29 protein-coding genes are annotated in these 25664 nt (G+C 57.9%); 9 read left to right on the top strand and 20 right to left on the bottom strand.

Going from position 1 to position 25664, the window contains the following annotated elements:
* Positions 1-37: 37 nt before the first annotated feature.
* A complete protein-coding gene (locus tag HV340_RS21830; RefSeq protein ID WP_014172059.1) occupies positions 38-700 on the bottom strand; it encodes an HAD family hydrolase in 663 nt (220 codons plus the stop codon).
* Between the two features lie 321 nt (positions 701-1021).
* On the opposite strand from HV340_RS21830, the gene HV340_RS21825 reads away from it, so the two are divergent.
* Positions 1022-1468 (top strand): NlpC/P60 family protein, encoded by a 447-nt coding sequence (locus HV340_RS21825; RefSeq protein WP_181216226.1) that lies wholly within the window; start codon positions 1022-1024, stop codon positions 1466-1468.
* Between the two features lie 4 nt (positions 1469-1472).
* On the opposite strand, the gene HV340_RS21820 is transcribed toward HV340_RS21825, so the two are convergent.
* Together HV340_RS21820 and HV340_RS21815 are read right to left on the bottom strand one after the other, a co-directional pair.
* Complete coding sequence (locus HV340_RS21820; protein ID WP_025202822.1) at positions 1473-2267, bottom strand: SDR family NAD(P)-dependent oxidoreductase; 795 nt, start codon at positions 2265-2267, stop codon at positions 1473-1475.
* Positions 2268-2300: 33 nt separating this feature from the next.
* Positions 2301-3182, bottom strand: a complete 882-nt coding sequence (locus HV340_RS21815; protein ID WP_020884513.1) for a LysR family transcriptional regulator — start codon at positions 3180-3182, stop codon at positions 2301-2303.
* A 99-nt stretch (positions 3183-3281) separates the two neighbouring features.
* Here HV340_RS21815 and HV340_RS21810 point away from each other — a divergent pair, with 99 nt between their 5' ends.
* The 8 genes from HV340_RS21810 (at position 3282) to arnF (ending at position 11606) form a co-directional block, all read left to right on the top strand.
* Positions 3282-3788, top strand: a complete 507-nt coding sequence (locus HV340_RS21810) for a phenolic acid decarboxylase (protein WP_059305859.1) — start codon at positions 3282-3284, stop codon at positions 3786-3788.
* A 427-nt stretch (positions 3789-4215) separates the two neighbouring features.
* Positions 4216-5355, top strand: coding sequence for a UDP-4-amino-4-deoxy-L-arabinose aminotransferase (arnB, locus tag HV340_RS21805; protein WP_181216562.1), 1140 nt, complete (start codon positions 4216-4218; stop codon positions 5353-5355).
* 1 nt (position 5356) lies between these two features.
* Positions 5357-6340: an undecaprenyl-phosphate 4-deoxy-4-formamido-L-arabinose transferase gene (arnC, locus tag HV340_RS21800; protein ID WP_020884516.1), complete on the top strand. Its 984-nt coding sequence runs from the start codon at positions 5357-5359 to the stop codon at positions 6338-6340.
* On the top strand, positions 6337-8319 hold the full coding sequence (arnA, locus tag HV340_RS21795; RefSeq protein WP_181216225.1) for a bifunctional UDP-4-amino-4-deoxy-L-arabinose formyltransferase/UDP-glucuronic acid oxidase ArnA: 1983 nt from the start codon (positions 6337-6339) through the stop codon (positions 8317-8319). Before arnC ends, arnA begins: the two co-directional genes overlap by 4 nt.
* A complete protein-coding gene (gene arnD / locus HV340_RS21790; protein ID WP_181216224.1) occupies positions 8316-9218 on the top strand; it encodes a 4-deoxy-4-formamido-L-arabinose-phosphoundecaprenol deformylase in 903 nt (300 codons plus the stop codon). The genes arnA and arnD overlap by 4 nt, the downstream gene beginning before the upstream one ends.
* On the top strand, positions 9215-10870 hold the full coding sequence (gene arnT / locus HV340_RS21785; RefSeq protein WP_181216223.1) for a lipid IV(A) 4-amino-4-deoxy-L-arabinosyltransferase: 1656 nt from the start codon (positions 9215-9217) through the stop codon (positions 10868-10870). Before arnD ends, arnT begins: the two co-directional genes overlap by 4 nt.
* Positions 10867-11205 carry a 4-amino-4-deoxy-L-arabinose-phosphoundecaprenol flippase subunit ArnE gene (arnE, locus tag HV340_RS21780; protein WP_014172049.1) on the top strand — a complete coding sequence of 113 codons (339 nt, stop codon included), beginning with the start codon at positions 10867-10869 and terminating at the stop codon, positions 11203-11205. Before arnT ends, arnE begins: the two co-directional genes overlap by 4 nt.
* Entirely contained in the window at positions 11202-11606 is a 405-nt protein-coding gene (gene arnF, locus HV340_RS21775) for a 4-amino-4-deoxy-L-arabinose-phosphoundecaprenol flippase subunit ArnF (RefSeq protein WP_181216222.1), read from the top strand. The genes arnE and arnF overlap by 4 nt, the downstream gene beginning before the upstream one ends.
* Here the strand turns inward: arnF and acpT are convergent.
* Genes acpT through HV340_RS21690 form a run of 17 tightly spaced genes read right to left on the bottom strand, consistent with a single transcriptional unit; the run spans position 11563 to position 25657 of the window.
* Positions 11563-12156 (bottom strand): 4'-phosphopantetheinyl transferase AcpT, encoded by a 594-nt coding sequence (gene acpT, locus HV340_RS21770; RefSeq protein WP_025202827.1) that lies wholly within the window; start codon positions 12154-12156, stop codon positions 11563-11565. The genes arnF and acpT overlap by 44 nt on opposite strands.
* A 2-nt stretch (positions 12157-12158) precedes the next feature.
* Positions 12159-13388, bottom strand: coding sequence for a beta-ketoacyl-ACP synthase (locus HV340_RS21765; RefSeq protein ID WP_020884520.1), 1230 nt, complete (start codon positions 13386-13388; stop codon positions 12159-12161).
* A complete protein-coding gene (locus HV340_RS21760) occupies positions 13385-14116 on the bottom strand; it encodes a 3-ketoacyl-ACP reductase FabG2 (protein WP_014172045.1) in 732 nt (243 codons plus the stop codon). Before HV340_RS21760 ends, HV340_RS21765 begins: the two co-directional genes overlap by 4 nt.
* Positions 14113-14586, bottom strand: coding sequence for a hypothetical protein (locus HV340_RS21755; RefSeq protein WP_020884522.1), 474 nt, complete (start codon positions 14584-14586; stop codon positions 14113-14115). Before HV340_RS21755 ends, HV340_RS21760 begins: the two co-directional genes overlap by 4 nt.
* On the bottom strand, positions 14583-15752 hold the full coding sequence (locus HV340_RS21750) for a beta-ketoacyl-[acyl-carrier-protein] synthase family protein (RefSeq protein ID WP_181216221.1): 1170 nt from the start codon (positions 15750-15752) through the stop codon (positions 14583-14585). Before HV340_RS21750 ends, HV340_RS21755 begins: the two co-directional genes overlap by 4 nt.
* Position 15753: 1 nt before the next feature.
* Positions 15754-16332, bottom strand: a complete 579-nt coding sequence (locus HV340_RS21745; RefSeq protein WP_014172042.1) for a DUF3261 domain-containing protein — start codon at positions 16330-16332, stop codon at positions 15754-15756.
* Complete coding sequence (locus tag HV340_RS21740) at positions 16329-18584, bottom strand: MMPL family transporter (RefSeq protein WP_249415719.1); 2256 nt, start codon at positions 18582-18584, stop codon at positions 16329-16331. Before HV340_RS21740 ends, HV340_RS21745 begins: the two co-directional genes overlap by 4 nt.
* 37 nt (positions 18585-18621) lie before the next feature.
* Positions 18622-19227 carry an outer membrane lipoprotein carrier protein LolA gene (locus tag HV340_RS21735; protein ID WP_020884525.1) on the bottom strand — a complete coding sequence of 202 codons (606 nt, stop codon included), beginning with the start codon at positions 19225-19227 and terminating at the stop codon, positions 18622-18624.
* A complete protein-coding gene (locus HV340_RS21730) occupies positions 19224-19646 on the bottom strand; it encodes a thioesterase family protein (protein ID WP_014172038.1) in 423 nt (140 codons plus the stop codon). Before HV340_RS21730 ends, HV340_RS21735 begins: the two co-directional genes overlap by 4 nt.
* A gap of 3 nt (positions 19647-19649) precedes the next feature.
* A complete protein-coding gene (locus tag HV340_RS21725; RefSeq protein ID WP_181216220.1) occupies positions 19650-21341 on the bottom strand; it encodes a glycosyltransferase family 2 protein in 1692 nt (563 codons plus the stop codon).
* Positions 21332-21685 (bottom strand): beta-hydroxyacyl-ACP dehydratase, encoded by a 354-nt coding sequence (locus HV340_RS21720; RefSeq protein WP_020884527.1) that lies wholly within the window; start codon positions 21683-21685, stop codon positions 21332-21334. Before HV340_RS21720 ends, HV340_RS21725 begins: the two co-directional genes overlap by 10 nt.
* Positions 21672-23033 carry an acyl-CoA synthetase gene (locus HV340_RS21715; protein WP_181216219.1) on the bottom strand — a complete coding sequence of 454 codons (1362 nt, stop codon included), beginning with the start codon at positions 23031-23033 and terminating at the stop codon, positions 21672-21674. The genes HV340_RS21720 and HV340_RS21715 overlap by 14 nt, the downstream gene beginning before the upstream one ends.
* Positions 23026-23613 carry a hypothetical protein gene (locus HV340_RS21710; RefSeq protein WP_014172034.1) on the bottom strand — a complete coding sequence of 196 codons (588 nt, stop codon included), beginning with the start codon at positions 23611-23613 and terminating at the stop codon, positions 23026-23028. The genes HV340_RS21715 and HV340_RS21710 overlap by 8 nt, the downstream gene beginning before the upstream one ends.
* Positions 23614-23619: 6 nt before the next feature.
* Positions 23620-23871 (bottom strand): acyl carrier protein, encoded by a 252-nt coding sequence (locus tag HV340_RS21705; protein ID WP_014172033.1) that lies wholly within the window; start codon positions 23869-23871, stop codon positions 23620-23622.
* Between the two features lie 13 nt (positions 23872-23884).
* Complete coding sequence (locus tag HV340_RS21700; RefSeq protein WP_020884530.1) at positions 23885-24142, bottom strand: phosphopantetheine-binding protein; 258 nt, start codon at positions 24140-24142, stop codon at positions 23885-23887.
* Positions 24123-24938, bottom strand: coding sequence for a lysophospholipid acyltransferase family protein (locus HV340_RS21695; RefSeq protein WP_025202835.1), 816 nt, complete (start codon positions 24936-24938; stop codon positions 24123-24125). The genes HV340_RS21700 and HV340_RS21695 overlap by 20 nt, the downstream gene beginning before the upstream one ends.
* Positions 24935-25657 (bottom strand): beta-ketoacyl synthase chain length factor, encoded by a 723-nt coding sequence (locus HV340_RS21690; RefSeq protein WP_032679149.1) that lies wholly within the window; start codon positions 25655-25657, stop codon positions 24935-24937. The genes HV340_RS21695 and HV340_RS21690 overlap by 4 nt, the downstream gene beginning before the upstream one ends.
* Positions 25658-25664 lie beyond the last annotated feature (7 nt).

Here is a 25664-nt window from a genome sequence, read left to right as displayed (position 1 = left end):
CGGCAACCTTTGGTTGCCGTTTTCGGGTAGACAGTGTCTAACACTTAATCGGTGAATGTCGACGCTTGCGCGGTGGATGGAAGTGCCGCCAGTGTGCATCCTGCGCTGCCGCCAGCAGTTCATGGTCGCCGCGGGTATCGCCCCACGCGCGCAGGTGGTAGCTATTCAGATCGCCATACACTTTTTCCAGCCTCGCCACCTTCTGGGCACAGCGGCAGTTGTTGCCGGTGATACGCCCGGTCAGCTTGCCGTCTTTCACTTCCAGCTGCGTGCCAATCAGCTTAATCCCCAGCTTGTCAGCCCACGGCTGGAGCACCAGCGCCGGAGAGGCGGAGCAGATGGTCACTTCCGCACCGGAATTCACCTCTGCGGCGACGGCCAGTACGCCGGCAGGGCGCATCAGCTTGTCCCAGTATTTTTCGCAAAACGCTTCCGCCTGCTGGCGTAGCCAGTGTTCATCCACGCCCGTCAGGAACGTTTTAATCAGCACTTCCTTCAGCTCATCGCGCGTCAGCTTACGACGCACGCAGTGCAGCGTGGGTAAGGCCATACGCACCAGGCGGCCCGCGAAGTAACGTTTACCAAAGGCAAAACGCAGGAAAGGGATAAAGCTGTCGTGGTGCGTCAGTGTTCCATCAAAGTCGAAGACGGAGAGCACGTTGGATTTGGCCACGGCCTCGTCGGCAATCATATTGGTCATAAATACGTCTTAGCTAAAATACACATTCTGTTGATTAGTTTACCTGCTTTACCCTGTCTGTCCTTCTGTCTTGAGCATTTTTTTCGCGATCTTGCGATCGGAAAGTGAGTCCATTTTTGGTCTCAATAATAATTGGTTGAAAAGCGAGCTGTCTATATTATCGCCACATTGAGCGCTATTTCGGGGGAACGTTGGCCCCCACCGGTAAGGAAAATATCCACTCACTGAATCTATTTTGATATGACGTTTAGATCGCTTATTTCAATCCTCTCGTTAAGTCTGGCTTCGTTTTCGGCATTGAGTTTTTAACTGCCGGCGTCGATGCTGTCAATGAACCGCGAGCTTGCCCTTTCTCCGGCAAAATCCGCGCTGCTGCACCAGGAAACAGGACCACTGCGTACCCGGATCCTTGATCAATACCAGAAGTGGAAAGGCACCCACTATCAGTGGGGCGGGACCACACATCGGGGCGTGGACTGCTCCGCGCTGATGCAGCATCTGTTCAGCGATGCGGCGAACCTTAATCTGCCGCGCACGACGGGCGAACAGATCCATCGCGGCGTGAAGGTGGCGCAATACCGTCTGAAGGCGGGGGATTTGGTCTTCTTTCAGACCGGTCCAGACCGAAGGCACGTGGGCGTGTACATCGGCAATAGCCAGTTTATTCATGCCTCACGCAGCCAGGGCGTAACCGTCTCAACCCTGACTGATGACTACTGGCAGGCGCACTATATTACTGCCCGACGGGTCACAGACCGTTCTGTCTGAGGGATCAGATGATGTCATCCACCACGCCGCCATCGACGCGCAGTGCCGCGCCCGAGGTGGCGGAGGCCTGGGGCGAGCAGACATACACCACCATATTGGCGACTTCTTCCACCGTCGCGGCACGCTGGATAACCGAGCTCGGGCGGTGAGTCATCACAAACTCTTTCGCCAGTTCCTCCAGCGATTTGCCGGTTCTCTCGATCTCGTCTTTCATCATGCCGGCAAAACCGTCTGAAAGGGTGGGACCGGGCAATACGCTGTTCACCGTGACACCGCTTCCCGCCACGAACTTCGCCAGCCCGCGAGCGAGCGACAGCTGCGCCGTTTTGGTCACGCCATAGTGGATCATGTCTGCCGGAATATTGCAGGCCGACTCGGACGAAATAAACACCACGCGTCCCCAGCCTTTCTGCACCATACCCGGCAGCAGCGCACGGGAGATACGCACGCCGGACATCACGTTTGTCTGCCAGTAACGCTCCCAGGTGTCATCGTCGGTGCCATAAAAATCCTGCTGGCCGTAAATGCCGGCGTTGTTGACCAGGATGTCGACGTGGGTCGCTACGTTCAGCAGCGATTCCACCCCTTCAGCCGTGCTGAGGTCGGCAATCGCGGCGCGTACCTGCACCCCAGGCACAACCTGTTGTAGCTGCTGGATACCTTTATTCACAGACTCCGTGCTACGGCCATTGATGATCACTTCCGCACCGCTTTCAGCCAGCCCTCGGGCTATGGCGAAGCCGATCCCGCCGGTAGAGGCGGTCACCAGCGCGACTTTCCCCGTAAAATCGATCTTCATCATCTGCTCCTTATCGTGTTTAACGTTCGGACCTTAAAGCGTAGCAGGTGAGGATGGCGGCTCCTGGCTAAAAAGGCGCAGCAGGGTCTCAACTTGTTCATCCAGCGGGCCGAGGGAGCGTTTCACAATCAGGTGCAGCGGCGTAGCCCGGCGTGCGCCATGGCTAAGCGGCAGGCGTTTAAGCACCCCCAGATCAAGCTGGGTCTGAATACGCTCCTCTGGCAGCCAGCCATAGCCGACCTGGGACATCACCGCCTCTATGGCTGCGTCAATGGTGGAAAAGGTCCACGACTCGCCGGCCGCACGCGCGGCGGTCTGGCTGTCGGCTATCTGAATGAGCGGCCACGGGCGCAGCATATCGTCGTTAAGCGGCGCGTCGAGGCTAAAGAGGGGATGTTGATGATGCGCCACGGCAACAAAGTCGATATTCATCAGCCATTCGCCAAGACCGGTTATGTCCTGGCGGCGGGTTAACACCATCACGTCGGCTTCATCATTAATGACATCGGTGCGGCTATTTTCCAGCACTTCGGTGAGACGGACCTGCGTTTGCGGATACAGCTGCTGGAACTGACGCAAAATAGCGAACAGGCGTCGGCGCGGGAAAATGCTGTCCACCACCAGATCTAACCGCGTGCGCATTCCATTACGCAGGCTTGCCGCACGGGTCTCAACATAGGCGAAGGCTTTCAGCAACGGTTTAACCTGGTTGAGCAGGAGTTCGCCGGCCGGGGTTAAGACAGCCCGCCGCCCCTCGGGCACCAGCAGCGCCACGCCCAGCCGCTCCTGCAGCAGCGACAGGTTATAGCTGACCGAGGACTGGCTGCGGTTGGTCTCTTCCGCTGCTTTGGCAAAGCTGCCTGCCTCGACCACTCTTTCCAGTAATGACCATTGTTCAAGCGTCGTCTTATGCATGATTAATCTAAAATTTGGATGAATTTGATTCAAACATAGCGTTATTCATTCATTTTTTGAAGGGGTACGATCGTCTCATCAAAACAAAGGAGACACATTATGAACACCTTCGACAAACATGACTTAAGCGGCTTCGTCGGCAAACACCTTGTATATACCTATGATAATGGCTGGAACTACGAGATTTATGTCAAAAATGAAACCACCCTTGATTACCGTATTCACAGCGGGATTGTGGCGAACCGTTGGGTGAAAGATCAGCAGGCTTATATTGTTCGCGTAGGGGAGAGCATCTATAAAATTTCCTGGACAGAACCAACCGGTACCGACGTGAGCCTGATTGCAAACCTGGGTGACAAACTGTTCCACGGCACCATCTTCTTCCCACGTTGGGTGATAAACAATCCAGAAAAAACCGTCTGCTTCCAGAACGATCATATTCCATTGATGAATGCGTATCGTGATGCGGGTCCGGCATACCCCACTGAAGTCATTGATGAATTTGCGACGATCACCTTTGTTCGCGACTGTGGGGCGAATAATGAAAGCGTTATTGCCTGCGCGGCCAGTGAATTGCCGAATGATTTTCCTGCTAATCTTAAGTAAACGCGACAATTCACATTAAAAGAAAGTTCCCGGCGGTTGACGAAACCGCCGGGGTTTTTATTTTGGTTGAGCGTTCATTTACTTTTCTTATCGTTTTAATGTAAAAGAAATGAAATATTTAAATGCCCGTCGTGAGTCTACTCACAAAAAATAAAAAAAAGAGAATTAAATCCCATCTTACTGTTGTAAAAGGATTTCTCTTGCACTCTGTTGCTCTTTACCCATTCCGCTTTCCTCATCTCTTAATTTTTTCCTAAGAAAACGACGATACTTTTACTTTAGTTGATGGTTTGTTGACATAAATGGAGTGCAGTCTAAATTTTATTTGGACTTTATTTATAAACCATCTTGCATGATTCCATTGAGCTGCCCATAACGACAGCGCAGTAAAAAAGATGACGCCTTTAATACAGCAAGGAAATTAATGATGAGTGATTTTTTGCCTTTTTCCCGGCCGTCCATGGGTAGCGAGGAATTAGCGGCGTTGCAGGAGGTATTAACCTCCGGCTGGATCACCACAGGACCGAAAAATCAGGCGCTTGAAGAGGCATTCTGTCAGCTAACCGGGAATCAACATGCGATTGCCGTCAGCTCAGCGACCGCGGGAATGCATGTCACGCTGATGGCGCTGGGTATTGGTCCAGGCGATGAAGTGATTACCCCCTCCCTGACCTGGGTATCCACACTGAATATGATTGTGCTGCTGGGCGCAACCCCGGTGATGATTGATGTGGACCGGGATACGTTGATGATCACGCCGGACGCGGTCGACGCCGCCATTACGCCACGCACAAAAGCGATTGTTCCGGTTCATTATGCCGGCGCGCCGTGTGACATCGACGCCATTCGCGCCATCGGGGAGCGTCACGGTATCCCGGTCATTGAAGATGCGGCGCATGCAGCCGGCACGTACTACCACTCGCGTCACGTGGGCTGGCAGGGCACCGCGATTTTCTCATTCCACGCCATTAAAAACATGACCTGCGCCGAAGGCGGGTTAGTGATCACGGACGATGCGCAACTGGCGCAGCGGATCCGTAGCCTGAAATTCCACGGCCTGGGTGTGGACGCTTACGACCGCCAGACGCACGGTCGTGCGCCGCAGGCAGAAGTTATCACGCCCGGCTTCAAATACAACCTGGCGGATATCAACGCCGCGCTGGCGCTGGTGCAGTTGGGCAAACTGAAAGAGGCCAACGCACGACGTCATGACATTGCTGAACGCTATCTGCGCGAGCTTGCCGATACGCCGTTCCAGCCGCTGCGTATTCCTTCATGGCCGCACGTCCACGCCTGGCACCTGTTCATCATTCGCGTGGATGAAGCCCGCTGCGGGATTTCTCGCGACAACCTGATGGCAGCCCTGAAGGAAAAAGGCATTGGCACCGGCCTGCATTTCCGCGCGGCGCACACGCAAAAATACTACCGCGAGCGTTTTCCTGATGTATCGCTCCCAAATTCTGAATGGAATAGCGCGCGTATTTGTTCTCTCCCCCTTTTCCCGGACATGACTCATGACGACACAACCCGCGTCATTACCGCGCTCCATCAGCTTGCAGGAAATTGATATGTTCAGCGCACCGCCTGTACAAAAAGTTTCTGTGGTTATCCCCGTTTACAACGAACAGGAGAGCCTGCCCGAACTGATCAGCCGCACGACGGCCGCCTGCGACACGCTCGGCAAAGCCTATGAAATACTGCTGGTGGATGATGGCAGTAGCGATAATTCCGCGCTGATGCTGACCGAAGCCGCGCAGGCCGAGGGCAGCCATATTGTTGCCGTGCTGCTTAACCGTAACTACGGCCAGCACTCCGCCATTATGGCCGGGTTCAGCCACGTGACGGGCGATCTGATTATTACGCTTGATGCCGATCTGCAAAACCCGCCGGAAGAGATCCCGCGTCTGGTTGCAAAGGCCGATGAAGGGTACGACGTGGTCGGCACGGTGCGGCAAAACCGTCAGGACAGCCTGTTCCGTAAGCTGGCTTCCCGCACCATCAACCGTCTGATCCAGCGGACCACCGGCAAAGCGATGGGCGATTATGGCTGCATGCTGCGCGCCTACCGCCGCCATATTGTCGACGCCATGCTGCACTGCCATGAACGCAGCACGTTTATTCCCATTCTCGCGAACACCTTTGCCCGTAAGGCGACGGAAATCCCGGTACTGCACGCCGAGCGCGAGCACGGGGAGTCGAAGTACAGCTTTATGCGTCTCATCAACCTGATGTACGACCTTATCACCTGCCTGACCACCACGCCGCTGCGCCTGTTGAGCGTTTTCGGCAGCATCATTGCCGTGTTCGGCTTCGCGCTCTCCGTGCTGCTGGTGTTACTCCGCCTGATCTACGGTCCCCAGTGGGCGGCGGAAGGGGTCTTCATGCTCTTTGCCGTGCTGTTTATGTTCATCGGCGCCCAGTTTGTCGGGATGGGTCTGCTCGGGGAATACATTGGCCGTATTTATAACGATGTTCGCGCACGTCCGCGCTACTTTATTCAACGTGTTGTCCGCCAGGAACACAAAGCATCTCAAGAGGAAATTCACCCATGAAAGCTGTTGTCTTTGCCTATCACGATATGGGGTGTGCGGGCACGCTGGCCCTGCTGGAAGCGGGCTATGAAATCGCTGCAATCTTCACGCATCCGGACACGGCCGGAGAGAATAACTTCTTTGGCTCGGTGGCGCGTATCGCCGCAGAGCGCGGTATTCCGGTTTACGCCCCGGACGATGTCAACCATCCGCTGTGGGTGGATCGCATCCGGGCGCTCGCGCCTGATGCCATCTTCTCGTTCTATTATCGCAACCTGATTTGCGATGAGATTTTAAGTCTGGCCGCAAAAGGGGCATTTAATCTTCACGGCTCTTTGCTGCCCGCCTACCGTGGCCGCGCACCGCTGAACTGGGTGCTGGTGAACGGTGAAACGGAAACCGGCGTCACTCTGCACCGTATGGTGCACCGCGCAGATGCCGGTGCCATCATCGCGCAGCAGCGCGTGGCTATCGACGCGGATGAAACTGCGCTGCAGCTTCATCAGAAGCTCTGCACCGTAGCGCAAAGCCTGTTACGTGATGTGTTGCCAGCGATCCTTAACGGCACCTTCAGCGAGACCGCGCAGGATGAGAGCAAGGCGAGCTGTTTTGGCCGTCGCCGGCCAGAAGATGGCCGTCTGGACTGGAACAAGCCGGCTCGTCAGTTGCACAACCTGGTGCGTGCCGTTACCGACCCCTGGCCGGGGGCGTACAGCTTTGCCGGCGTGAGTAAATTTATCGTCTGGAAATCCCGCGTACGCGACGACATTCCTGCCGCCAAACCGGGCACCGTTGTCTCAGCTTCCCCGCTGATTGTCAGCTGCGGCGAGCAGGCGCTGGAGATCGTTACCGGGCAAACCGATAACGGCGTTTATGTTCAGGGCGCGCAGCTGGCTCAGTCTCTGGGGCTGGTCACTGGCGCACTGATCACCAGCGCACCGGTTGTGGCCATCAAACGCCGCACCCGCGTGCTGATCCTCGGCGTCAACGGCTTTATCGGCAACCACCTGACCGAGCGTCTGCTGAAAGACGATAACTACGAAATTTATGGTCTGGATATCGGTGCTGATGCCATCAGTCGTTTCCTCGACAACCCGCGTTTCCACTTTGTGGAAGGGGATATCAGCATTCACTCCGAGTGGATTGAATATCACATTAAAAAATGTGACGTGGTGCTGCCGCTGGTGGCGATTGCCACGCCGATTGAGTACACCCGTAACCCGCTGCGCGTGTTCGAGCTGGACTTCGAAGAGAACCTGAAGATCATCCGCGACTGTATGAAATACGATAAGCGCATCATCTTCCCATCCACTTCTGAAGTGTACGGCATGTGTACTGACAAAAACTTCGACGAAGATACCTCTAACCTGGTCGTCGGGCCGATCAACAAGCAGCGCTGGATTTATTCCGTCTCCAAGCAGCTGCTCGACCGCGTGATCTGGGCCTACGGCGAGAAAGCGGGTCTGCGCTTTACGCTGTTCCGTCCGTTTAACTGGATGGGCCCACGTCTGGATAACCTTAACGCGGCGCGTATCGGCAGCTCACGTGCCATCACCCAACTGATCCTGAACCTGGTGGAAGGCTCGCCCATCAAGCTTATCGAAGGCGGTAAACAAAAACGCTGCTTTACGGATATCAGCGACGGTATCGAGGCGCTGTTCCGCATCATCGAAAACAAAGAGGGTCGCTGCAACGGAGAGATCATCAACATCGGTAACCCGGATAACGAAGCGAGCATTCGCGAGCTGGCTGAGATGCTGCTGGCAAGCTTTGAACGTCATCCGCTGCGCGATCGCTTCCCGCCGTTTGCCGGTTTCCGTGAAGTGGAAAGCAGCAGCTACTACGGTAAAGGTTATCAGGACGTTGAGCACCGGAAACCGAGCATTCGTAATGCGAAACGCTGCCTGAACTGGACACCGACGGTGAAGATGGATCAGACCATTGATGAAACGCTCGATTTCTTCCTGCGCACCGTGGAGCTGTCGGAACAGGTCTCATGAGAAAAGTCGGTTTACGCATTGATGTCGACACCTTCAGGGGGACGCGTGACGGCGTACCCAAACTGCTGGAACTGCTGAGCAAGCACAACGTGCGCTCATCCATTTTCTTCAGCGTGGGGCCTGACAATATGGGACGTCATTTATGGCGTCTGGTTAAACCGGCATTTCTGTTCAAAATGCTGCGCTCACGCGCAGCCTCTCTCTACGGCTGGGATATTTTGCTGGCCGGAACCGCATGGCCCGGCAGGCGCATTGGCGCGGGTAATGAAGCCGTTATCCGCGACGCGGCACAGCACCATGAGGTTGGACTGCATGCCTGGGATCACCATGCCTGGCAGGCCTGGGCTGGCGTCTGGGATATTCCACGCCTGTCGCGTGAAGTTGAGCGCGGCATGCTGGAGCTGGAGGCCATTACCGGTCAGACGATTCGCTGCTCCGCCGTGGCGGGATGGCGTGCCGACCAACGCGTGGTGAAAGCTAAAGAACCCTTCGCGTTTCGCTACAACAGCGATTGCCGCGGCACCGGGCCTTTTTTGCCGCTCATCGGGGAGAATCGCCTGGGGACGGTGCAAATCCCGGTCACGCTTCCCACCTGGGATGAAGTGGTTGGGCGCGAGGTCAGTGCCGGAGGGTTCAATCGCTATATTCTGGACTGCATTCATCGCGACGCTGGTACGCCCGTCTATACCATCCACGCGGAAGTGGAAGGGATTGCGTATCAGCATGATTTCGATGCACTGTTGACGATGGCCACTCAGGAGGAGATTCAGTTTTGTCCATTGAGCGAATTGCTGCCAGAGGATCTTAGCGTCCTGCCCGTGGGCAAAATTGTGCGTAATGAACTGGCTGGCCGGGAAGGCTGGCTTGGCTATCAACAAACCGTGAGTCCGGTATCATGAAAGCAGCCCGTTATGGCTTAGCGCTTCTCGCACTGTTTATCGTTTACTACCTCATTCCGATCGATATCCGCCTGCTGTGGCAGCCTGATGAAACGCGCTATGCGGAAATCAGCCGCGAAATGCTGGCGTCTGGAGACTGGATTGTCCCGCATTTTCTGGGGCTGCGTTACTTTGAAAAGCCGATTGCGGGCTACTGGATCAACAGTATCGGGCAACTGCTGTTTGGGCATACTAACTTTGCCGTGCGCGCCGGCGCCATATTCTCAACCGGGTTGACGGCTCTGCTGGTGATCTGGATGGCGTGGCGCCTGTGGCGGGATAAGCGCGTTGCCATTTTCTCCGGCCTTATCTTCCTGACCCTGTTCCTGGTGTATGGCATTGGCACGTACGCCGTGCTGGATCCCATCATTACCCTGTGGCTGGTGGCCGCTATGTGCAGCTTCTGGCTGGCCTCACAGGCTGAAACCGTGGCCGGAAAAGCGGGTGGCTACGTGCTGCTCGGGCTTGCCTGCGGCATGGGGGTGATGACCAAAGGATTCCTGGCGCTGGCGGTGCCGGTGATAGGCGTGCTGCCGTGGGTGATTGCGCAGAAGCGCTGGAAAGAGGTGCTGATCTTTGGCTGGCTGGCCATCGTGAGCTGTGTGCTGATCGTCCTGCCCTGGGCGCTGGCCATTGCGCACCGAGAGCCTGATTTCTGGCGCTACTTCTTCTGGGTTGAGCATATTCAGCGCTTTGCCCAGAGCGATGCTCAGCACAAGGCGCCGTTCTGGTACTACCTGCCGTTCCTGCTGGCCGGCAGTCTGCCGTGGCTGGCGCTGTTGCCCGGCGCGTTTCGGCTGGGCTGGCGCGAAAGAGACAACACGGGCGGTGGCTTTTATCTGCTTGGATGGGTCGTGATGCCGCTGCTGTTCTTCAGCATTGCCAAAGGCAAACTGCCAACCTACATCCTGCCGTGTTTTGCTCCGCTGGCTATCCTGATGGCGCGCTATGCCTGCATCGCGGCGGACAAAGGGGCCAGAGCGTTACGCATTAACGGCGGGATTAACCTGGCGTTTGGTGTGATTGGCGTGGTGGCGGCGCTGGTGGTCTCGCCGTGGGGGGTTGCTAAGCATCCGGTCTGGACATCCGTTGAGCTGTATAAAGTCTTCTGCGCGGTGCTGGCGTTTCTCGTCTGGGCGGCTGTCGGCTGGTTTACCGTGCGGCAAAGCGCGCAGCGCTGGTGGCTGGCGGCGTTGTGTCCTGCTGGCGTGGCGCTGCTGATTGGGTTTGCCATTCCTAACCTGGTGGTAGATTCCAAACAGCCGCAGTCGCTGGTGGATACCATCCGTGACCCGCTTCAGAGCAGCCGGTTTGTGCTGGCGAACAATGTTGGCGTGGCCTCCGGGCTGGCGTGGGAGCTTAAGCGTAATGACATCATTCTGTTTGGTCAGAGCGGCGAGCTGAGCTACGGGCTAGCGTACCCGGATGTGACAGACCGGTTTGTCGAGAAAGATAATTTTGCGCAGTGGCTGGCAACGCATCGCCAGCAGGGGGGCGTGTCACTGGTGATCCTGTTGTCAAAACACGACGATATTAAGCGGGCTCATCTGCCAGAACCGGACAGCCTGTATATTCAGGGCCGTCTGGCCTGGCTGCAGTATTTACCGCAATGACGACCTGGCTCTGGTTGATACTGGCAAGCCTGCTGACCTGCGCAGGGCAGCTGTGTCAGAAGCAGGCCACCCGTCCGGCGAAAGCCGGGCGGCGTGGCGCGCATATTATGCTGTGGCTGGGCCTGGCATTGCTGGCGCTGGGCAGCGGCATGCTGGTCTGGCTGGTGGTCCTGCAGCGCCTGCCTGTCGGCGTTGCCTACCCTATGCTGAGCCTCAATTTTGTCTGGGTGACCCTGGCGGCGAAAGCATTCTGGCATGAAAAAGTCGCGTTGCATCACTGGCTGGGCGTCGGGTTCATCATCATCGGCATTGTTATCCTCGGAGGAAGCCTGTGAGAGGAACGTTCTGGGCGTTATGCAGCGTAATGCTGGTCAGCGCGGCGCAACTGCTGCTGCGCTATGCCATGCAGGCTCTGCCGCCAGTCAGCGAGCTTTATGCGTTTGTCTCCGCGCTCTGGCACTTCTCATCCGGTACTGGCGCGCTGCTGCTGGGACTCATGGGGTATGTGGCCTCGATGGGCTGCTGGTATCTGGCGTTGCATCGCATGGCGCTCAGCAAAGCGTATGCCTTGCTGAGCCTCAGTTACATTCTGGTGTGGGCCGCGGCCATTTTGTTGCCCGGCTGGAACGAACACTTTTCCTGGCACGGGCTGGCGGGGGTCGGGATGATTATTTTCGGCGTGCTGGTGATTTTTATGCCACGGACATCCCGTGGTGAGCAATTGTCCCGGCGGTAAGGGTATAAGGCGTTGAGGTGCAGACGGCAAGACTGAGCGAGCCGAACTGGAGCTGGCTTACCGAATGCGTCTGCGACGTGCTGTCGATGCTGACAATCTGCCAGGCGCTGCCGCCTCGCTGCTTCACGATGGCCTCTTTACGCGTCCAGATCCCCCAGAAAGCAGAAAGCTTTGTCTCCGGGTCTTCGCGCTCCAGCTCCGCATGTTCCGCCACGCTGAAGACGGCGTTAGCCAGCGCCTGCCAGTTTTCACGTGGGCGGATAACTTCGATATCACATCCCACTTCGCCTTCGTCGCTCAGCAGCAGCGCGATATTATCGCCGCTGTGACTCAGGTTAAACCAGAAGGGCTGCGCATCCACGAAGGCCGGCTTCCCTTGCTCACCATAGACGATCTCGGGTAACGGAGAAGGAGAAAGCGTTTTGGCGAGCAGGGTTCTCCCCGCCAGCCAGGATGCATTTCGTGCACCCGCAGGTGCCATATGTGCAAGCGTCGACGCCAGCGGGTCTGCGCTCAGGGTGGAGATCTTTCCCAGTATAAACTGGTACATAGTTACGCCCAGCGTTTGATGATTATCGACGTGTTGATGCCGCCAAATGCGAAGTTATTGCTTTGTAGATACTCGCAGTCAATCTGACGGGCTTCACCCATAATATAATCTAAAGCACCACATTGCTCATCCGGTTGTCTTAAATTGAGCGTCGGGGCAAACCAGCCCTCACGCATCATCTGCAGACTCATCCAGGCTTCCAATGCCCCACAGGCGCCTAACGTGTGGCCAAAATAGCTCTTCAGCGACGAAATTGGCACGTTGTCGCCAAAGATGGCGGCGGTGGCCTGGCTTTCGGCGATATCACCGCGATCGGTGGCGGTACCGTGCGCGGAGATGTACCCCATGTCCCGCGCGCTTAACCCTGCTAACGCCAGCGACTGCTCCATACAAATTTGCATGGTGTCACGTTGTGGCTGGGTGATATGGGCTGCATCACAGTTGGTGGCGAAGCCAACGATCTCGCCATAGATAGTTGCACCGCGTGCTCTGGCATGCTCAAGCTCTTCCAGAATCAGGGTGCCTGCGCCTTCCCCAATGACCAGACCATCACGCTGCGTATCAAATGGCGAAGGGGTGGTTTTCGGCGCATCGTTGCGCTGGCTGGTCGCGAATAAGGTGTCAAATACCGCCGCCTCTGACGGACAAAGCTCCTCTGCTCCGCCTGCGACCATCACGGTCTGATAACCGTGACGAATGGCTTCCCAGGCGTAGCCAATGGCCTGACTGCCCGACGTACAGGCACTCGACGTCGGAATAACGCGACCCCGAAGGCCAAAGAACAGGCCGGTATTCACCGCGGTCGTGTGCGGCATCATCTGCACATAGGTCGTACCGGTGATGTTGTGGGTGTGTTTTTCGGTGAGCATGGTGGCGAATTCGCTGACTGGCCCGGTACTGCCTGTGGAGGAGCCATAGGCGATACCGGTTTGGCCATTCGTGAGCACCGCCTCGCCAATCAGCCCCGCCTGCTCCAGCGCCAGCTCGGTGGCACGGGTTGACATTAACGACACGCGGCCCATGGCGCGAATACGCTTGCGGGTATAGTGTTCCGGCAGGGTGAAATCATCAATCGGCGCGCCCAGCAGGGTGTGGAGGCCATCGTAAACCTGCCACTCCGGCATTTTGCGTACCGCGTTGTCATACGCCAGCAGCCTGCGGGAAACGGATTGCCAGTCCTCACCGAAGGCGGTAACGCCGCCCATACCGGTAATCACCACGCGACGCGTCATAGCATTCCTCCGTTAATGGAAATGACCTGGCGGGTAACGTAGCCTGCAATATCTGACATCAGATAGCTGGCAAGTCCTGCAACCTCTTCGGCCTGGCCCATCCGTTTCATGGGAATGATGGACATTGCCTCTTTCAGCGCAGCCTCTTCCATTTCAATCATGCCGGTATCAATCAGCCCCGGCGCAATGCAGTTCACGGTGATTTTGCGTTTTGCCAGCTCAATTGCCAGTGCTTTGGTCGCGCCAATAATGCCCGCTTTTGCCGCGCTGTAGTTCACCTGACCGCGGTTGCCCATCATGCCGGACACGGAGGATAAGGTGATAATGCGCCCCCCTTTTCGGGTGGCGATCATCGGCATAATGCAGGGTTGAATAACGTTATAAAAACTGTCGAGATTGGTATGGATGACGCTGTCCCAGTCGTCTTCGCTGAGGGCCGGAAACGCACCGTCGCGGGTGATACCGGCATTACTGACCACGCCATACCATGCGCCGTGGGCCTCGATATTCTGCTCCAGCACGTCACGGCACTGTTCGCGGTTACCTGCATCGAAAGAGAGCAGGCGACCCTGACCGCCCGCCTGTGTGATGGTATCCAGCGTCGCCTGCGCGCCTGCGGCGTCACGGTGGTAATGTACGCCTACGGTAAACCCGTCAGCGGCAAGCTGGCAGGCGATGGCACGACCAATGCCTTTGCTGGCCCCGGTGACCAGTACGGAACGACTCATGCGTGAGATCCCTGATTAAAAAGCGATGTTAATTCTTCTGCGCTCGGCTGGAAGGTATTGACCCGGCCCGTGGCCAGCGTCTCCTCACCTGAGGAGATCGTACATTCAAAACTGCCGAAGCGTTCATCCTGCATCAGCAGTCTGACGGTGATGTCCAGCGTCGCGTCTTTTGCGAAATGTCCACTGGCGCAGACCAACTCGCGCGCACCCAGCACCATGCCCAGCGCAATATGATCTTGCCCTTTCTGCTGGCGATGCCAGCCTGACCAGACGCCAACGGTCTGCGCCATCAGTTCGAGCGCGTACCAGCCAGGCAAATCGCCCTCGGCATTCAAAAAGGGCGCCAGTACGCTTTGGCCGTTGACCGCGACACGGCATACGGCGGAATCGTCGGTGACGCGTTCAACGGATCCCAGCAGCATCATTGGCGCATCGTGCGGCAGATAGTCGACGGGTGATAAGTAGCTCATGACACTCTCCCCAGCAGGATGCTGGCGTTGTTGCCACCAAACGCGAACGAGTTAGATAAAATGACCGGTTTTTTCAGCGCCGTGCTCTGGTGCAGCACGCCGCACGGCGACAGCGTCTCGTCCGGCGCGTAGCGGGCGAAATCCTGTGGGGGTAACGGCAGGTCACGCGTCAGAATAAGCCAGCTCAACGCCGCTTCGGTGATACCGGCAGCGCCCAGCGTATGGCCGGTAAGATGTTTGGTAGAACTGCAGGGCACGTTTTCTCCAAAGAGGTCGTGTACCACGTGTGATTCAATCTGGTCATTGAGCGGTGTGGCGGTGCCGTGCAGGTTGATATAGCCAATATCCTCCGGCTGCAGACCTGCGTCATTGAGCGCCTGGGTAATGGCGCGAATGGCGCCTTCACCCTGCGGATGCGGCGCCGAAATATGGTAAGCATCGCTGGACTCGCCTGTTCCCAGCAGCGCGACCCCGGCGGGCTCACGGGTCAACACCATCAGCGCAGCGGCTTCACCAATGGTGATACCCCGACGGTCGCGGCCAAACGGCTCGCAGAGCGTTGGAGAAAGCGATTCCAGACTGTGAAAGCCATTGACGGGCATCCGGCTCAGGGTATCTGCGCCGCCCACAATGGCAATATCCACCAGCCCGGCGTCAATCAGACGCCGGCCGCTGATAATTGCCCGCGCGCTGGAGGAGCAGGCGGTCGAGAGGGTATATGCCGGGCCCTCCAGCTGTAACCAGTTTGCCAGAAAGCGGGACGGATCGCCCAGCTCCTGTTGCGGATACTGCCACCGAGTGCTGGCTTCGCCGTTGAGCGTTAATCGTACGTGCTCATCCCCTTCATCGAGGCCGGAGGTGCTGGTACCCAAAACCACGGCCACGCGGTCGCGGCCAACCCGGGCAATCGCGTCGTCAACGGCGGATTGAATCTGTGCCAGCGCGGCCAGCAGCAGCTGGTTATTGCGGGTGCGGTGCGCGGACAGGGTATCCGGAATGGACGGCAACTCGCCTTCCACGCCACCCAGCACGGCGTCGGGCGCATCCTGCAACCAGCCGGACCGACAATGCATGCCAGGGGCTACGCCCACCGTCAGGTTAGCGGCAATCTCATCCAGCGAGTTACCCAGCGCGTTGACCATGCCAACAGCAGAAATGTAAATCATCTCAGTCACCCAGATATTGAATGGTGATGTGGTAGTTAAAGACGTGTTGCTCGATGCTGATTGGCACGCGCTTGCCTTTGCGTTGCAGGTAGACAATGTCAGTCACCAGCTTGCCGCTGGCATTGCGTAGCTCGCGCCGATCGCCCTTGTCTTTAAGCGTCCAGCCCTTTGGCAGTTGTGGCTGCCAGGCACTGAGTGGCCAATGGCTGAGCATCACATCGGCCAGTACCTGGCTGGCGGGAGGCAGCTGCGGCACAACGATCGACTGTTCGGTGTGGATCCCGGTGTCGTCGTAAGTCGCCAGGAACAGACGGATACCGACGGAAGAGAGCCCGGCAAGCGTCACTTTGTGATCATCCGCGTTGAGCATGACCAGCAGGGACTGCGTTTGTCCGTTGAAGGTTCCGGTCAGCAGCTGCTGCGAACTGACCGCCGGGGTAATACCGGGCGGCGGCAGCGTCACTCGGGTTCCCGGCTGAAGCCAGGCCTGCGGGCGCGTCCCTTCAGTATCGGTCGAATGGCTACAGCCTGCCAGCAGCAGCGTCGCGACCAGCGCGGCTGCGCGGTAAAAAGCATTCATTTTCGTTTTCTCTCTTTCTTAACAGGCATCGCCAGCGGCGCCAGCAGGAAGGCGGTAAAAATGCCGCTCACCAGCACAATACCGAAGCTGCTGATGGCCTGCGTGGCGCTGAACACGAGCATGCCTAACGTCAGCAGCGTGGTCATCATCGCCAGCGTGATGGCCAGCATCGACGTCAGCGGCGTACCGCGCGGGTTGCCGAAAAACAGCGTGTAGTTAATGCCAATGCCGAGCACCAGGACCAGCGCCAGCAGTGAAAACAGATTTACCGGATGCCCCGTGACGGCCAGCGCGGCCAGCCCGCAGCTGAGCGACAGCACGGACGGGACCAGACTGATAAGCCCTTTTCGCCAGCCGAGGCGTACCATCGCCCCGCAGGCAATCACCGCCAGCGCGACAAACAAGAGTCCCGTTAACAGCGTGCGGTAGAGCGCAAACAGGCTGTCAAAACTGGCCTTGCGATCGACCCAGACGACGCCCGCATGACGGGCGGCTACTTCGCTGAGTGCGGCGCTGTTGCGGGCGTTGTCCACCGGCACTAACACACCGCTTTCGCCGTCAGGCAGGGTCAGCCACAGCAGACGCCAGCCTTCGCTGGCCGGGCTGGCGAGCCACGCCTCCACGCTCACGGGCATGGCATTCAGATTCGGTGTGACGGTGCTCAGCCCCGCGTTTCGCAGCGCGTTCGTTATGGCCGGCGCGGCCTGCTGCAACAGCAGCAGATCGCTTTTCTGGCGCGCCAGCGAATTTAAGGGCAGGGTCCGCCAGCGGGTAATATCCCCCGCTTTTTGGGCCTGGGCTAACGCCGGGGTAAAGGCTTCCAGCCGTTCCAGCGTTTGCTGCGGCGATGCGCCATACACCACAAACCATTTCTGATCGACACCTTGCCCGGTCAGGGCGGTAATGGTTTTCTCCTGCGCCAGAATGTCTTTGGGGAGCGCCTGTAGCTGGGCGATATCGTCGTTGACCTTCAGGGTGGCAAGCCCGGCAGCCGAGACCAGCGCCAGTACCACAGGCAGGCCCACAGAGAGTTTTTTATTGCGTCGCCAGGCGGCCAACCAGCGCAACATCAGGACCATAAACGGAACCGGGCGCACCGGCAAACCACGGCACAGCCAGGGATGCCAGAAAATCACCGTCAGGCAGGAGGCGCTCAGCCCCACCGCGGCAAACACCGCCATCTGGCGGATCCCGGGGAAGGGGGCCAGCATCATAATCAGGTAGGCGGCAACGGTCGTCAGCAGCGCCAGCAGCAGCGCATTACGCACTTTGGCCAGGCTTTGCCACGGGGAATGTTCTGCGCCGTGCACCATGCGTTCGGTGAGGTAATAGAGCGTGTAATCCGCTGAAATTCCGATGATGCTCATGCTCATCACCAGCGTCATCAGATGCAGTTCGCCAAACAGCAGCAGCGTCACCACCGTGCCCGCCAGCGCACCTGTGGCAATGGAAATCAGACACAGCAGCAGGGGGTTCAGGGAACGAAACACTGCCAGGATGAGCAGGATAACTCCAAGGATCGTGACGATGCCCAGCGTGGAGATGTCCCGTTTTGCCTGCTGGCTGGCGTAATCACTGTAAAACACGGTACCGCGTGAGAGCAGCTGCGCCTGCGGAAAGCGCGTTTTCAGCGTCTCCTGCAGGGCGGTAAGGGTGGTTACCATCTGATGGGTTTGCTGCATATCAAACGATGATCCCGCCAGCTCACCGTGCAGCATATACCAGTAATTTCCACTGGCATCCTGGGTGACCAGCCAGCCGTCCATCAGCCGTAGCTTCTGGCTGTTTTGCGCCAGCGCCAGCTGCGAGCCGCGCATCAGCATCAGGGGATCGTTTTGCAACTCTTTGCCACTCACGCCGGAAAAGGCCGAGTAGAGCTGGGATAAAATCCACTGCGCCTGCGCCTCACCGCCGTTTTGCAGGCGGGCCCGGGTGGCTGAATCAATCAGGCCGTTGCGATGCTGCCAGAAGAACTCGCCCCAGGCCTTTTGCCCGGCGGCGTCCATCGGGCCTTTAACCTCCCTGAGCGAATGGCTGTTTTTCAACAGATCCAGCCACTGCTGCGCCACCCGCGGATCGGGTTCTTTACCGGGACTGACCAGCCAGACAAGCTGGCGGTCAAGACGCTGTATAAACGCGTCGTTGAGTGCCGGCGGGATTGCCCCGAGCGTCTGCTTCGGCAGCATAGCCAGTACGCTGCTGTTCAGGCGCGCGCCGGGCAGCAGCGACAGCAACACGCCCAACAGAATCAGGCATACCGTCGCCTACAGCAGCGCCGGGCGCAGGGATTTACGGTGCGGCAAAGCGTTGGCGTTCGTCATCGGTCAGGCTGGCGGGCGTCAGTGTGTGGCGGGAAAGGACGATATCGGTACGATCGCCCTGCTTATCGTTGAGGCGAATCGTCTCAAGGTAGGTCGCGCCGCCCAGATCGAGGGTAGCGAAAATTTTGTCCAGCGGTGTCGTTGTGGGGGTCAGCACCAGCGACCAGCGGCCTTCGCCGAGATCGCGAAAATCGATGCGGAAGTTCTCTTCCAGCACCTTGCGGTCAGCCTGGAACAGCGCCCGCAGCAGGTGGTTGAACTGGAACATCTGCGGATTATTGTCGGCGGTGATGGTCTGCGGAGGCTGGCCGTTGATCGTCTGGATCATCCGTTTATCATCCAGCAACAACGTCATGTGGAAAGGCGCTTTTTGATCCCACAGCAGGCCGCTGTCGCGTGCGATCAACATTTCGCCCTGCGAACGCAGCGGCTGCGGCAGATCCTTAATCGTCCGGACCTGTTCGAAATGCGCGCGCACGACAGGTTGCCCGGTAAACCGCTGCTGCAGCTCATCCAGCGTTACGGCGCTCACCAGCGGGCTGATCATCAGTGCCAGCACAGGCAACCATTTCATGGCGTAACTCCCATTCGTTCAAACAATATAGCCGGGCTGACAAAGCACATTTCACGGCTGGCTTCTTCGACGGCCACCTGGATGGTATAGCCGGTGGTGGTGCGTTTACCGGTTTGCGCGTCGAAAATTTGATAGGCGATGCGCAGACGGTTTTCATACTCTTCGATGTGCGCGCGCACACGGATGCGCTGCTCAAAGGTCACCGCATCGCGGTATTTCACCCGGGTATCGACTACCGGCCAGACATAGCCTGACGCCTTCATCTGGCGATAACCGTAGTTAAACTGGTTGAGCAGCGCCTCGCGGGCAATCTCAAAGTAGCGGAAATAGTTGCCGTGCCAGACCACGCCCATCATATCGACATCGTGGAACGGAACGGTGATTTCTACTTCGGTCGTAAAGCGGGGATCGGTCAGCACCCTTTACTCCTTTTCTTTGGCATCCGGCAGGTGCCAGAAATCGAAAAAATTAAACCAGTCGAGCGGTGACATTAAGGCGTAATGCTCAAGCCGCTGTGCATAGCGATCGACGGCCTGTTGCAGCGCCTGCTGGCGCTCCCCGCGTGGCAGAAGCAGCGGGTCGGCAAACGGTTCGCAGTGTATCGTGAGCGCACCCTGCTGACGCAGGGCGTAAATCAGCACTACCGGGCAGCGCAGAATGGAGGCGAGAATAAACGGCCCTTGCGGGAACGGGGCGGGCTGTCCCATAAACGAACTCCAGATCACCCGCCAGTCGCCGCCGCGCTGTGGCGTGACCGCTATGCGATCGCCCACAATGGCGACCCATTCACCGCGCTCAAGCTTCTCTTTGATGGCGATAGCAGTATCCGGGCCAATGTCCGTCACGGGCATCAGGTTAACCCCCGCCTGGGGGGCCATCTCGGTCATGATCTGTTTAAAGCGCTGCGCGTTATCGCTAAAGACCAGCGCGTTGATGACTTTGCTGCCTTCCAGCTGAGCCAGTGCCCGGCAGGCTTCCACATCGCCAAGATGCGATGCGAGCAGCAGTTTACCTTGCGATGCGTCAGCATCCAGCACGTCATACGCACCGGGAGCAAAGACCACGTCACGCTGAAACTTCAGTTCGCCGCGCCAGCTGGCGACTTTATCCAGCATGGCATTACCGAAGCGCATAAAATGGAAAAAGCTGTTAAGGCGTGGCGGAACAGGCATGTTCCGCTGCGCCAGCACCTGCTTCACTCGTGCTGTCCACTGCTGTGAAGCCTGTCGCGCCGGTCGGGCCGCAAGCCAGTACACCCCGATAACCGGCCACAGCAGCACGGTAAAGGCCCGGCGGCCAAACAGCTGCCAGACGCGCAGCATCAGGCGCATTCCCCACAGGCCTTTCACCTCGTCCTGCTGCGCCCAGTGCTGGCGGCGACGACGAAACAGCAGGGCGGGAATGCGGGGCAGCATGCCGAAGAACAGCCGGGTGTGCATCAGCGAGATTCGCACGTTGTCTTTGAGCGCGTCGAAATGGGATAACCCGTCCGGCGGATAGGTAACGCGGGTCGGCAGAAAATAGCTGGTATTGCCCTGCCAGTAGAGACGGACCATCACTTCGGTGTCAAAGTCCATACGTTTGCCAAGCGGCACGCGTGCGGCCAGCTGCAGCGTGGGCGAGACCGGGTAGACCCGAAAACCGCACATGCTGTCTTTAAGTTGCAGGGACAGGGTTTCAATCCATACCCACACGTGCGTTATCCAGCGACCGTAGAGGCGGGAGCGCGGAATGGAATCATCGTAAATGGGCTGGCCAGATATCAGCGCCTCCGGGTGACACTCAGCCAGAGCCAGCATTTTGGGGATATCCTCAATAGCATGCTGGCCGTCGGCATCCACCTGTACGGCGTGGGTATAGCCCGCGCGGGCAGACTCTTCCAGCCCCTTAATGACCGCGGCACCTTTACCTGCGTTTTGCGCCAGACGTACCAGCGTAACCTGGGGCTGCCCGGCGGCCAGACGCTCCAGAATACGGCGCGTCTGCTCGTCACTTCCGTCATCGACCACCAGACAGGGCAAGCCGAACGGTGCCAGCCGCGACAGTACTTTTGCCATCATCGCGCCATGGTTGTAGCACGGGATCAGCACGCAGGGGCGGAAGGTTACTGACACAGGCGAATCTTCCCGCTGCTGGCAGTATGGCGATCGTCACCGGCATGGCGCTGGTAGCTGAAGGTCAGTATCTGACGTTCGGCATGCCAGTTAAGGACCAGCGTGACCGTGGTATCCGGCAGCAGAGGGGCCTGGAATTTCACATTTTGGATGCTGTGAAAACGGTAACCCGGTGCCAGCAGCGTGGTGGCGTAGTGCATGACCCAGTCAATCTGTGCCACGCCTGGCAGCAACGGCTGTACGGCAAAATGCCCCTGGAACCAGAACAGGGAGGGGTCAAGATGCAAAACGATTTCCAGGTGCTGCGGCTGTGCCTGGTGGCGTTCGATTTCATGAATTTTCATGAAACAACTCCTGTAACTGCGCATAGACACGCTTATTCATACTGTTTACCGGCATCTCATCGATAATGCGCCAGTAGCGGGGGACGGCGACCGGCTCAAGCCAGGGCCGCAGGGCGCGGCGCCAGGCCAGTTCCTGCGTTTTTTTGCCCTGCTGATGCCAGCGCTGACGGGTCTTCTCATCCAGAACCAGCAGGACACCTATACCCTGACGACCTCCGCGGGTAACCGGTAATGCTGCGGCTTCACATATGCCCTCAAGCTCCAGCAGGCGACGTTCAATCTCGTTCAGTGAGATACGCTTTTCTTCGATTTTGACCACCCGACCACGACGTCCGGCAATGCTAAAAAAACCGTTACTGTCGAAGTGCAGGATATCGTCCAGCTCTAACCCTGCGGCTTCGTGAATGAGCGGGGAGGTCACGCGGCAGATTTCCCCTTCACTCTGGAACACCACGCTGGGGAAGGCGAGCCAGGGAACGCTGTCCGCCTGACGATGCCGCCAGGCGAGGATCCCGGTTTCGGTGCTGCCGTAGATTTCATCCGGCCAGACGTTAAGCCAGCCATGGGTCTCCATGACATCGCACCAGGGCAGCATTCCCCCGGCGGAGATCAGCATCACGACGGGAGGGGCAGTCAGCTCGGTATCCAGCCGTTTCAGGAACGCCGGACTGCTGATAAAAAGGTACTGCCTGTCGTGAGGGAGTGCCGCCAGCTGCTCAGCGTAATAGAGCATGGCGGCGTGCAGCGGAAGCCCCATCGCCATTGGCAACATGATGCGGAACGTCAGGCCATAGAGATGTTGTGGTACGACCGAGGCGACAATGCTGCAGCCCGCCAGGCGTTCGCCAAAACGGTTCGCCAGCAGGCGTGCTTCACGGTCCAGGCTGGCGATGTGCTTAATGACCCGGCGCGGGGTGCCCGTGGAGCCCGAGGTAAAGAGTTCAACAAAGCGCGCGTCGTCAATGACGGGCAACGGTGTCCATTGGCGCGCGCGCTGAGGGGAGGAGGTCACCACAATGACCTTTCCCTGAATATCCAGCGTCTGATCGCTCAGGACACCGCTAAACAGCGACTGCTGTTCGTCGAGCAGAGAGACCCGGCTATGGCCTGGAATGACCGGGGTTTTACCGGCATGCAGTGAGGCCAGCAGCGCAACAATAAACAGGTAGCTGTTTTCAAAGCACAGCGCCCAGCGTTCACCCTCCAGTTGTCGCAATGCTTCTACCAGCAAGGTGACATCGTGGCGCAACTCACCCAGCGTCCAGGTACGATCGTCAAGCCAGGCGATCGGCGTGTCGTCAGGGCGTGGAGCATTTAACCACTGGCTCAGCGGGAGGAGTTTATTCATCGAGCTTCTCTTTTTTCATCACCCGTTGACGCACCAGCCACTCTGTCGCCATCAGCGTGCCCATCAGAAAATAAGCCACCATACCGTTCCACACTGTCCAGACATGCATATCGCCGTGTAGCACGGTAAACAAGGCTATCGCACCGTTACCGAGGAAAAACCCGCACCACACCAGCGTCACCTTACGGGTATATCGCACACCCGCCGGAGGCAAGTTCGGTTCACGCAGACGTGCCAGCCGTTCAACCAGCGGCATGGTTGTCCACAGTGAGCCGCCAAACACGGCCAGCATCACGAGATTAACCACCACCGGATAGAGCAGAAGCCACTGATGCGCTTTCAGCAGATAGCTTGCCGCGCAGAGCGCCAGGCCTGCCAGCGCAATGCACTGCACCACATACCGCATCGGGCCTGCGTTTCGCCGCGCCTGATGCAGACGCAGCACCAGCACCAGGGCCATCAGCGGCAACAGCCAGTGCAGACCGTTGTGCGTCAGCCCCAATCCAATCAGGAATGGCCACGCCAGCAACACGACTCCCGTCAGGAGTGGGATTGCCGGAAACGCTCGTCCTCCAGGCACGGTGGTTTACTCGTCGCGCAAAAGCTGAGCGACAGCGTCAACCACATCCTGCACGGTACGGACAGATTTGAAGGTTTCCGGTTTGATTTTCGTCCCCGTTTTCTTCTGCAGGTGAACAATCATGTCCACTGCATCGATACTGTCCAGATCCAGATCTTCGTACAGGCGAGCCTCAGGCGTGATTTCCTGTGGGTCGAGTTCAAACAGCGTAGCCAGGAGTTCGCAGACTTCCTGATAAATGGTTTCTTGTTCAGTCATAACGGATCACATCTCAGGCGCGTTGAGCGTTGATAAAAGAAGCCAGCGTGGCGACGGAAAAGAAGTGCTGACGCATCTCTTCGCTTTCGGCAGACAGCACCACGCCATACTGGTTTTTCACGGCCAGGCCAAGTTCCAGGGCGTCGATAGAGTCGAGACCCAGTCCATCACCAAACAGCGCAGCATCGGTATCGATATCCTCGGCGGTGAGCTCGTCCAGATTCAGCGTAGTGATGATGAGATTTTTAATTTCAAGATGAAGCGCTTGCATCATTAATTCCTGACAAAGATTGAAGGCCTGATGTTAATCGATGCTGCAGATGCCGGTTTAACTGCCTTGCCGCCAGTGCCGGTTCTTGTGTCTTTGCATCGTAAAAAGCGTCGATATTCACGCGATCGCGAACATCTACGGTGAAAACAGGTTTTACGGGCGGTACGTCGTACCAGTGACTTTTTTTATCCAGCAGAGGTTCGCTGCAGTGGATCACCACGATGCGCAGGTCGCTGTGGCAGCGCACGGCAATATTTGCCGCGCCGCGCTGGAGGGAAATTGCCTCTCCCGACCGGGTTCGTGTGCCCTCCGGAAAGATTAACAGCGTGTCGCCCTGGGCCAGACGCTGCTGGCTTGCACTGAGGAGCGTTTCCGCTTCGCTGTTAATCAGGTAATCCGCTGCGCGAATGACGCCGCTGACAAAGGGATTGCGAAGCAACGCACTTTTCACCAGACAGTCGGTTTCGGGCATGACGGACGCCAGGATCACGTAATCAATCAGCGTCGGGTGATTGGCCACCACCAGACAACCGCGATCCCCGCGAAGGGCGTCAAGATTGTGAATGCGATAGTCCAGTACCCCGGTGCCACGGGCGACATGTAAGAAAAAGCGGAAGCTGGCCGCGATACTGCGACGCGCCAGGCGACGGCGTCTGGCGCGGTCGCGCTGAACCAGCAACAGCAGATTGAACCACACCAGCGACAGCAGCAACCCGCCCGTGCCAAACAGCACGAAGCAGAAGCCGGTCATCATCAGACGCCATAACCAGTTGATACGGGCAGTCAGGCGGCTCATTCGCGTGTCCATTGCCACAGCAGACGTTCGCCTGAAACCACAAACTGCCGTTCATCGCGGAGGTAACGTTGCAGGAACATCAGGCTCTGCGGCAGGGGAGGTTCTTCACCCGTGCTGCCGCTGTGGGTTTCACACTGCAGTGTGCTCCCGGCTTCAATCACCAGGGCCAGCGCGTAGGGCCAGGTGGGCATCTGCGGCGGTAAACCCGGATGATAAAAATCGGGCAGGGCGCCGTCAAAATCGACCAGCAAGACGCGGGAATAGCCCGCCTGAAGCAGGCTCAACACTTCATATAATGCCTGCTGGAAGGTGTCCAGCCCGGCAGAAACAGAAGACGAGACGATGGGGTGTCGCGCAGTGATCGTCAGGTTGCCCACCGCCGAATTGTGCACGGACATGGCAAAGTCTGTCGGCGAGACGGCCTGACCGGTCGCCAGGGAGTGCAGGATGCGGAAATTACGCTCCAGTTCGCCATGACGGCTGGAATAGACAACGGCATCAATCGCGTGGCGGCGAAGCAGGGTGAGTCCGAGGTCTACCGCCAGCTTACTGCCCGAGTTGAGGCGGCGCGCGGTCATCATTGGCAGTTCGGTAAGCTTAGGCAGCGGCGCAGCCGGGTCGAGGGTAAGGTGCTGGCGTGACCACGCCTGCCACTCTGCGGCATCGCTCAGGCCTGGCGCTCTTGCCTGCCAGTCAATTATGTTCAGTGAAAATTTCATCTACGCG

It is taken from the genome of Enterobacter sp. RHBSTW-00975 (genome assembly GCF_013615235.1).
Taxonomy (GTDB): domain Bacteria; phylum Pseudomonadota; class Gammaproteobacteria; order Enterobacterales; family Enterobacteriaceae; genus Enterobacter; species Enterobacter ludwigii.
Note: the sequence above shows the minus strand (reverse complement) of the source record. Positions and strands in the feature narration are given on the sequence as shown.

What these genes read in the sequence shown, in the direction of transcription:
- acpT (WP_025202827.1), bottom strand. Translation starts at nt 12,156, where the DNA reads ATGTACCAGTTTATACTGGGAAAGATCTCCACCCTGAGCGCAGACCCG.
- HV340_RS21750 (WP_181216221.1), bottom strand. Translation starts at nt 15,752, where the DNA reads ATGATTTACATTTCTGCTGTTGGCATGGTCAACGCGCTGGGTAACTCG.
- HV340_RS21760 (WP_014172045.1), bottom strand. Translation starts at nt 14,116, where the DNA reads ATGAGTCGTTCCGTACTGGTCACCGGGGCCAGCAAAGGCATTGGTCGT.
- HV340_RS21820 (WP_025202822.1), bottom strand. Translation starts at nt 2,267, where the DNA reads ATGAAGATCGATTTTACGGGGAAAGTCGCGCTGGTGACCGCCTCTACC.
- arnE (WP_014172049.1), top strand. Translation starts at nt 10,867, where the DNA reads ATGACGACCTGGCTCTGGTTGATACTGGCAAGCCTGCTGACCTGCGCA.
- HV340_RS21830 (WP_014172059.1), bottom strand. Translation starts at nt 700, where the DNA reads ATGACCAATATGATTGCCGACGAGGCCGTGGCCAAATCCAACGTGCTC.
- HV340_RS21700 (WP_020884530.1), bottom strand. Translation starts at nt 24,142, where the DNA reads ATGCAAGCGCTTCATCTTGAAATTAAAAATCTCATCATCACTACGCTG.
- HV340_RS21810 (WP_059305859.1), top strand. Translation starts at nt 3,282, where the DNA reads ATGAACACCTTCGACAAACATGACTTAAGCGGCTTCGTCGGCAAACAC.
- HV340_RS21745 (WP_014172042.1), bottom strand. Translation starts at nt 16,332, where the DNA reads ATGAATGCTTTTTACCGCGCAGCCGCGCTGGTCGCGACGCTGCTGCTG.
- arnA (WP_181216225.1), top strand. Translation starts at nt 6,337, where the DNA reads ATGAAAGCTGTTGTCTTTGCCTATCACGATATGGGGTGTGCGGGCACG.
- HV340_RS21720 (WP_020884527.1), bottom strand. Translation starts at nt 21,685, where the DNA reads ATGAAAATTCATGAAATCGAACGCCACCAGGCACAGCCGCAGCACCTG.
- arnC (WP_020884516.1), top strand. Translation starts at nt 5,357, where the DNA reads ATGTTCAGCGCACCGCCTGTACAAAAAGTTTCTGTGGTTATCCCCGTT.
- HV340_RS21765 (WP_020884520.1), bottom strand. Translation starts at nt 13,388, where the DNA reads ATGACGCGTCGCGTGGTGATTACCGGTATGGGCGGCGTTACCGCCTTC.
- arnD (WP_181216224.1), top strand. Translation starts at nt 8,316, where the DNA reads ATGAGAAAAGTCGGTTTACGCATTGATGTCGACACCTTCAGGGGGACG.
- HV340_RS21715 (WP_181216219.1), bottom strand. Translation starts at nt 23,033, where the DNA reads ATGAATAAACTCCTCCCGCTGAGCCAGTGGTTAAATGCTCCACGCCCT.
- HV340_RS21815 (WP_020884513.1), bottom strand. Translation starts at nt 3,182, where the DNA reads ATGCATAAGACGACGCTTGAACAATGGTCATTACTGGAAAGAGTGGTC.
- HV340_RS21735 (WP_020884525.1), bottom strand. Translation starts at nt 19,227, where the DNA reads ATGAAATGGTTGCCTGTGCTGGCACTGATGATCAGCCCGCTGGTGAGC.
- HV340_RS21825 (WP_181216226.1), top strand. Translation starts at nt 1,022, where the DNA reads ATGCTGTCAATGAACCGCGAGCTTGCCCTTTCTCCGGCAAAATCCGCG.
- arnT (WP_181216223.1), top strand. Translation starts at nt 9,215, where the DNA reads ATGAAAGCAGCCCGTTATGGCTTAGCGCTTCTCGCACTGTTTATCGTT.
- arnB (WP_181216562.1), top strand. Translation starts at nt 4,216, where the DNA reads ATGAGTGATTTTTTGCCTTTTTCCCGGCCGTCCATGGGTAGCGAGGAA.
- HV340_RS21690 (WP_032679149.1), bottom strand. Translation starts at nt 25,657, where the DNA reads ATGAAATTTTCACTGAACATAATTGACTGGCAGGCAAGAGCGCCAGGC.
- HV340_RS21705 (WP_014172033.1), bottom strand. Translation starts at nt 23,871, where the DNA reads ATGACTGAACAAGAAACCATTTATCAGGAAGTCTGCGAACTCCTGGCT.
- HV340_RS21755 (WP_020884522.1), bottom strand. Translation starts at nt 14,586, where the DNA reads ATGAGCTACTTATCACCCGTCGACTATCTGCCGCACGATGCGCCAATG.
- HV340_RS21695 (WP_025202835.1), bottom strand. Translation starts at nt 24,938, where the DNA reads ATGAGCCGCCTGACTGCCCGTATCAACTGGTTATGGCGTCTGATGATG.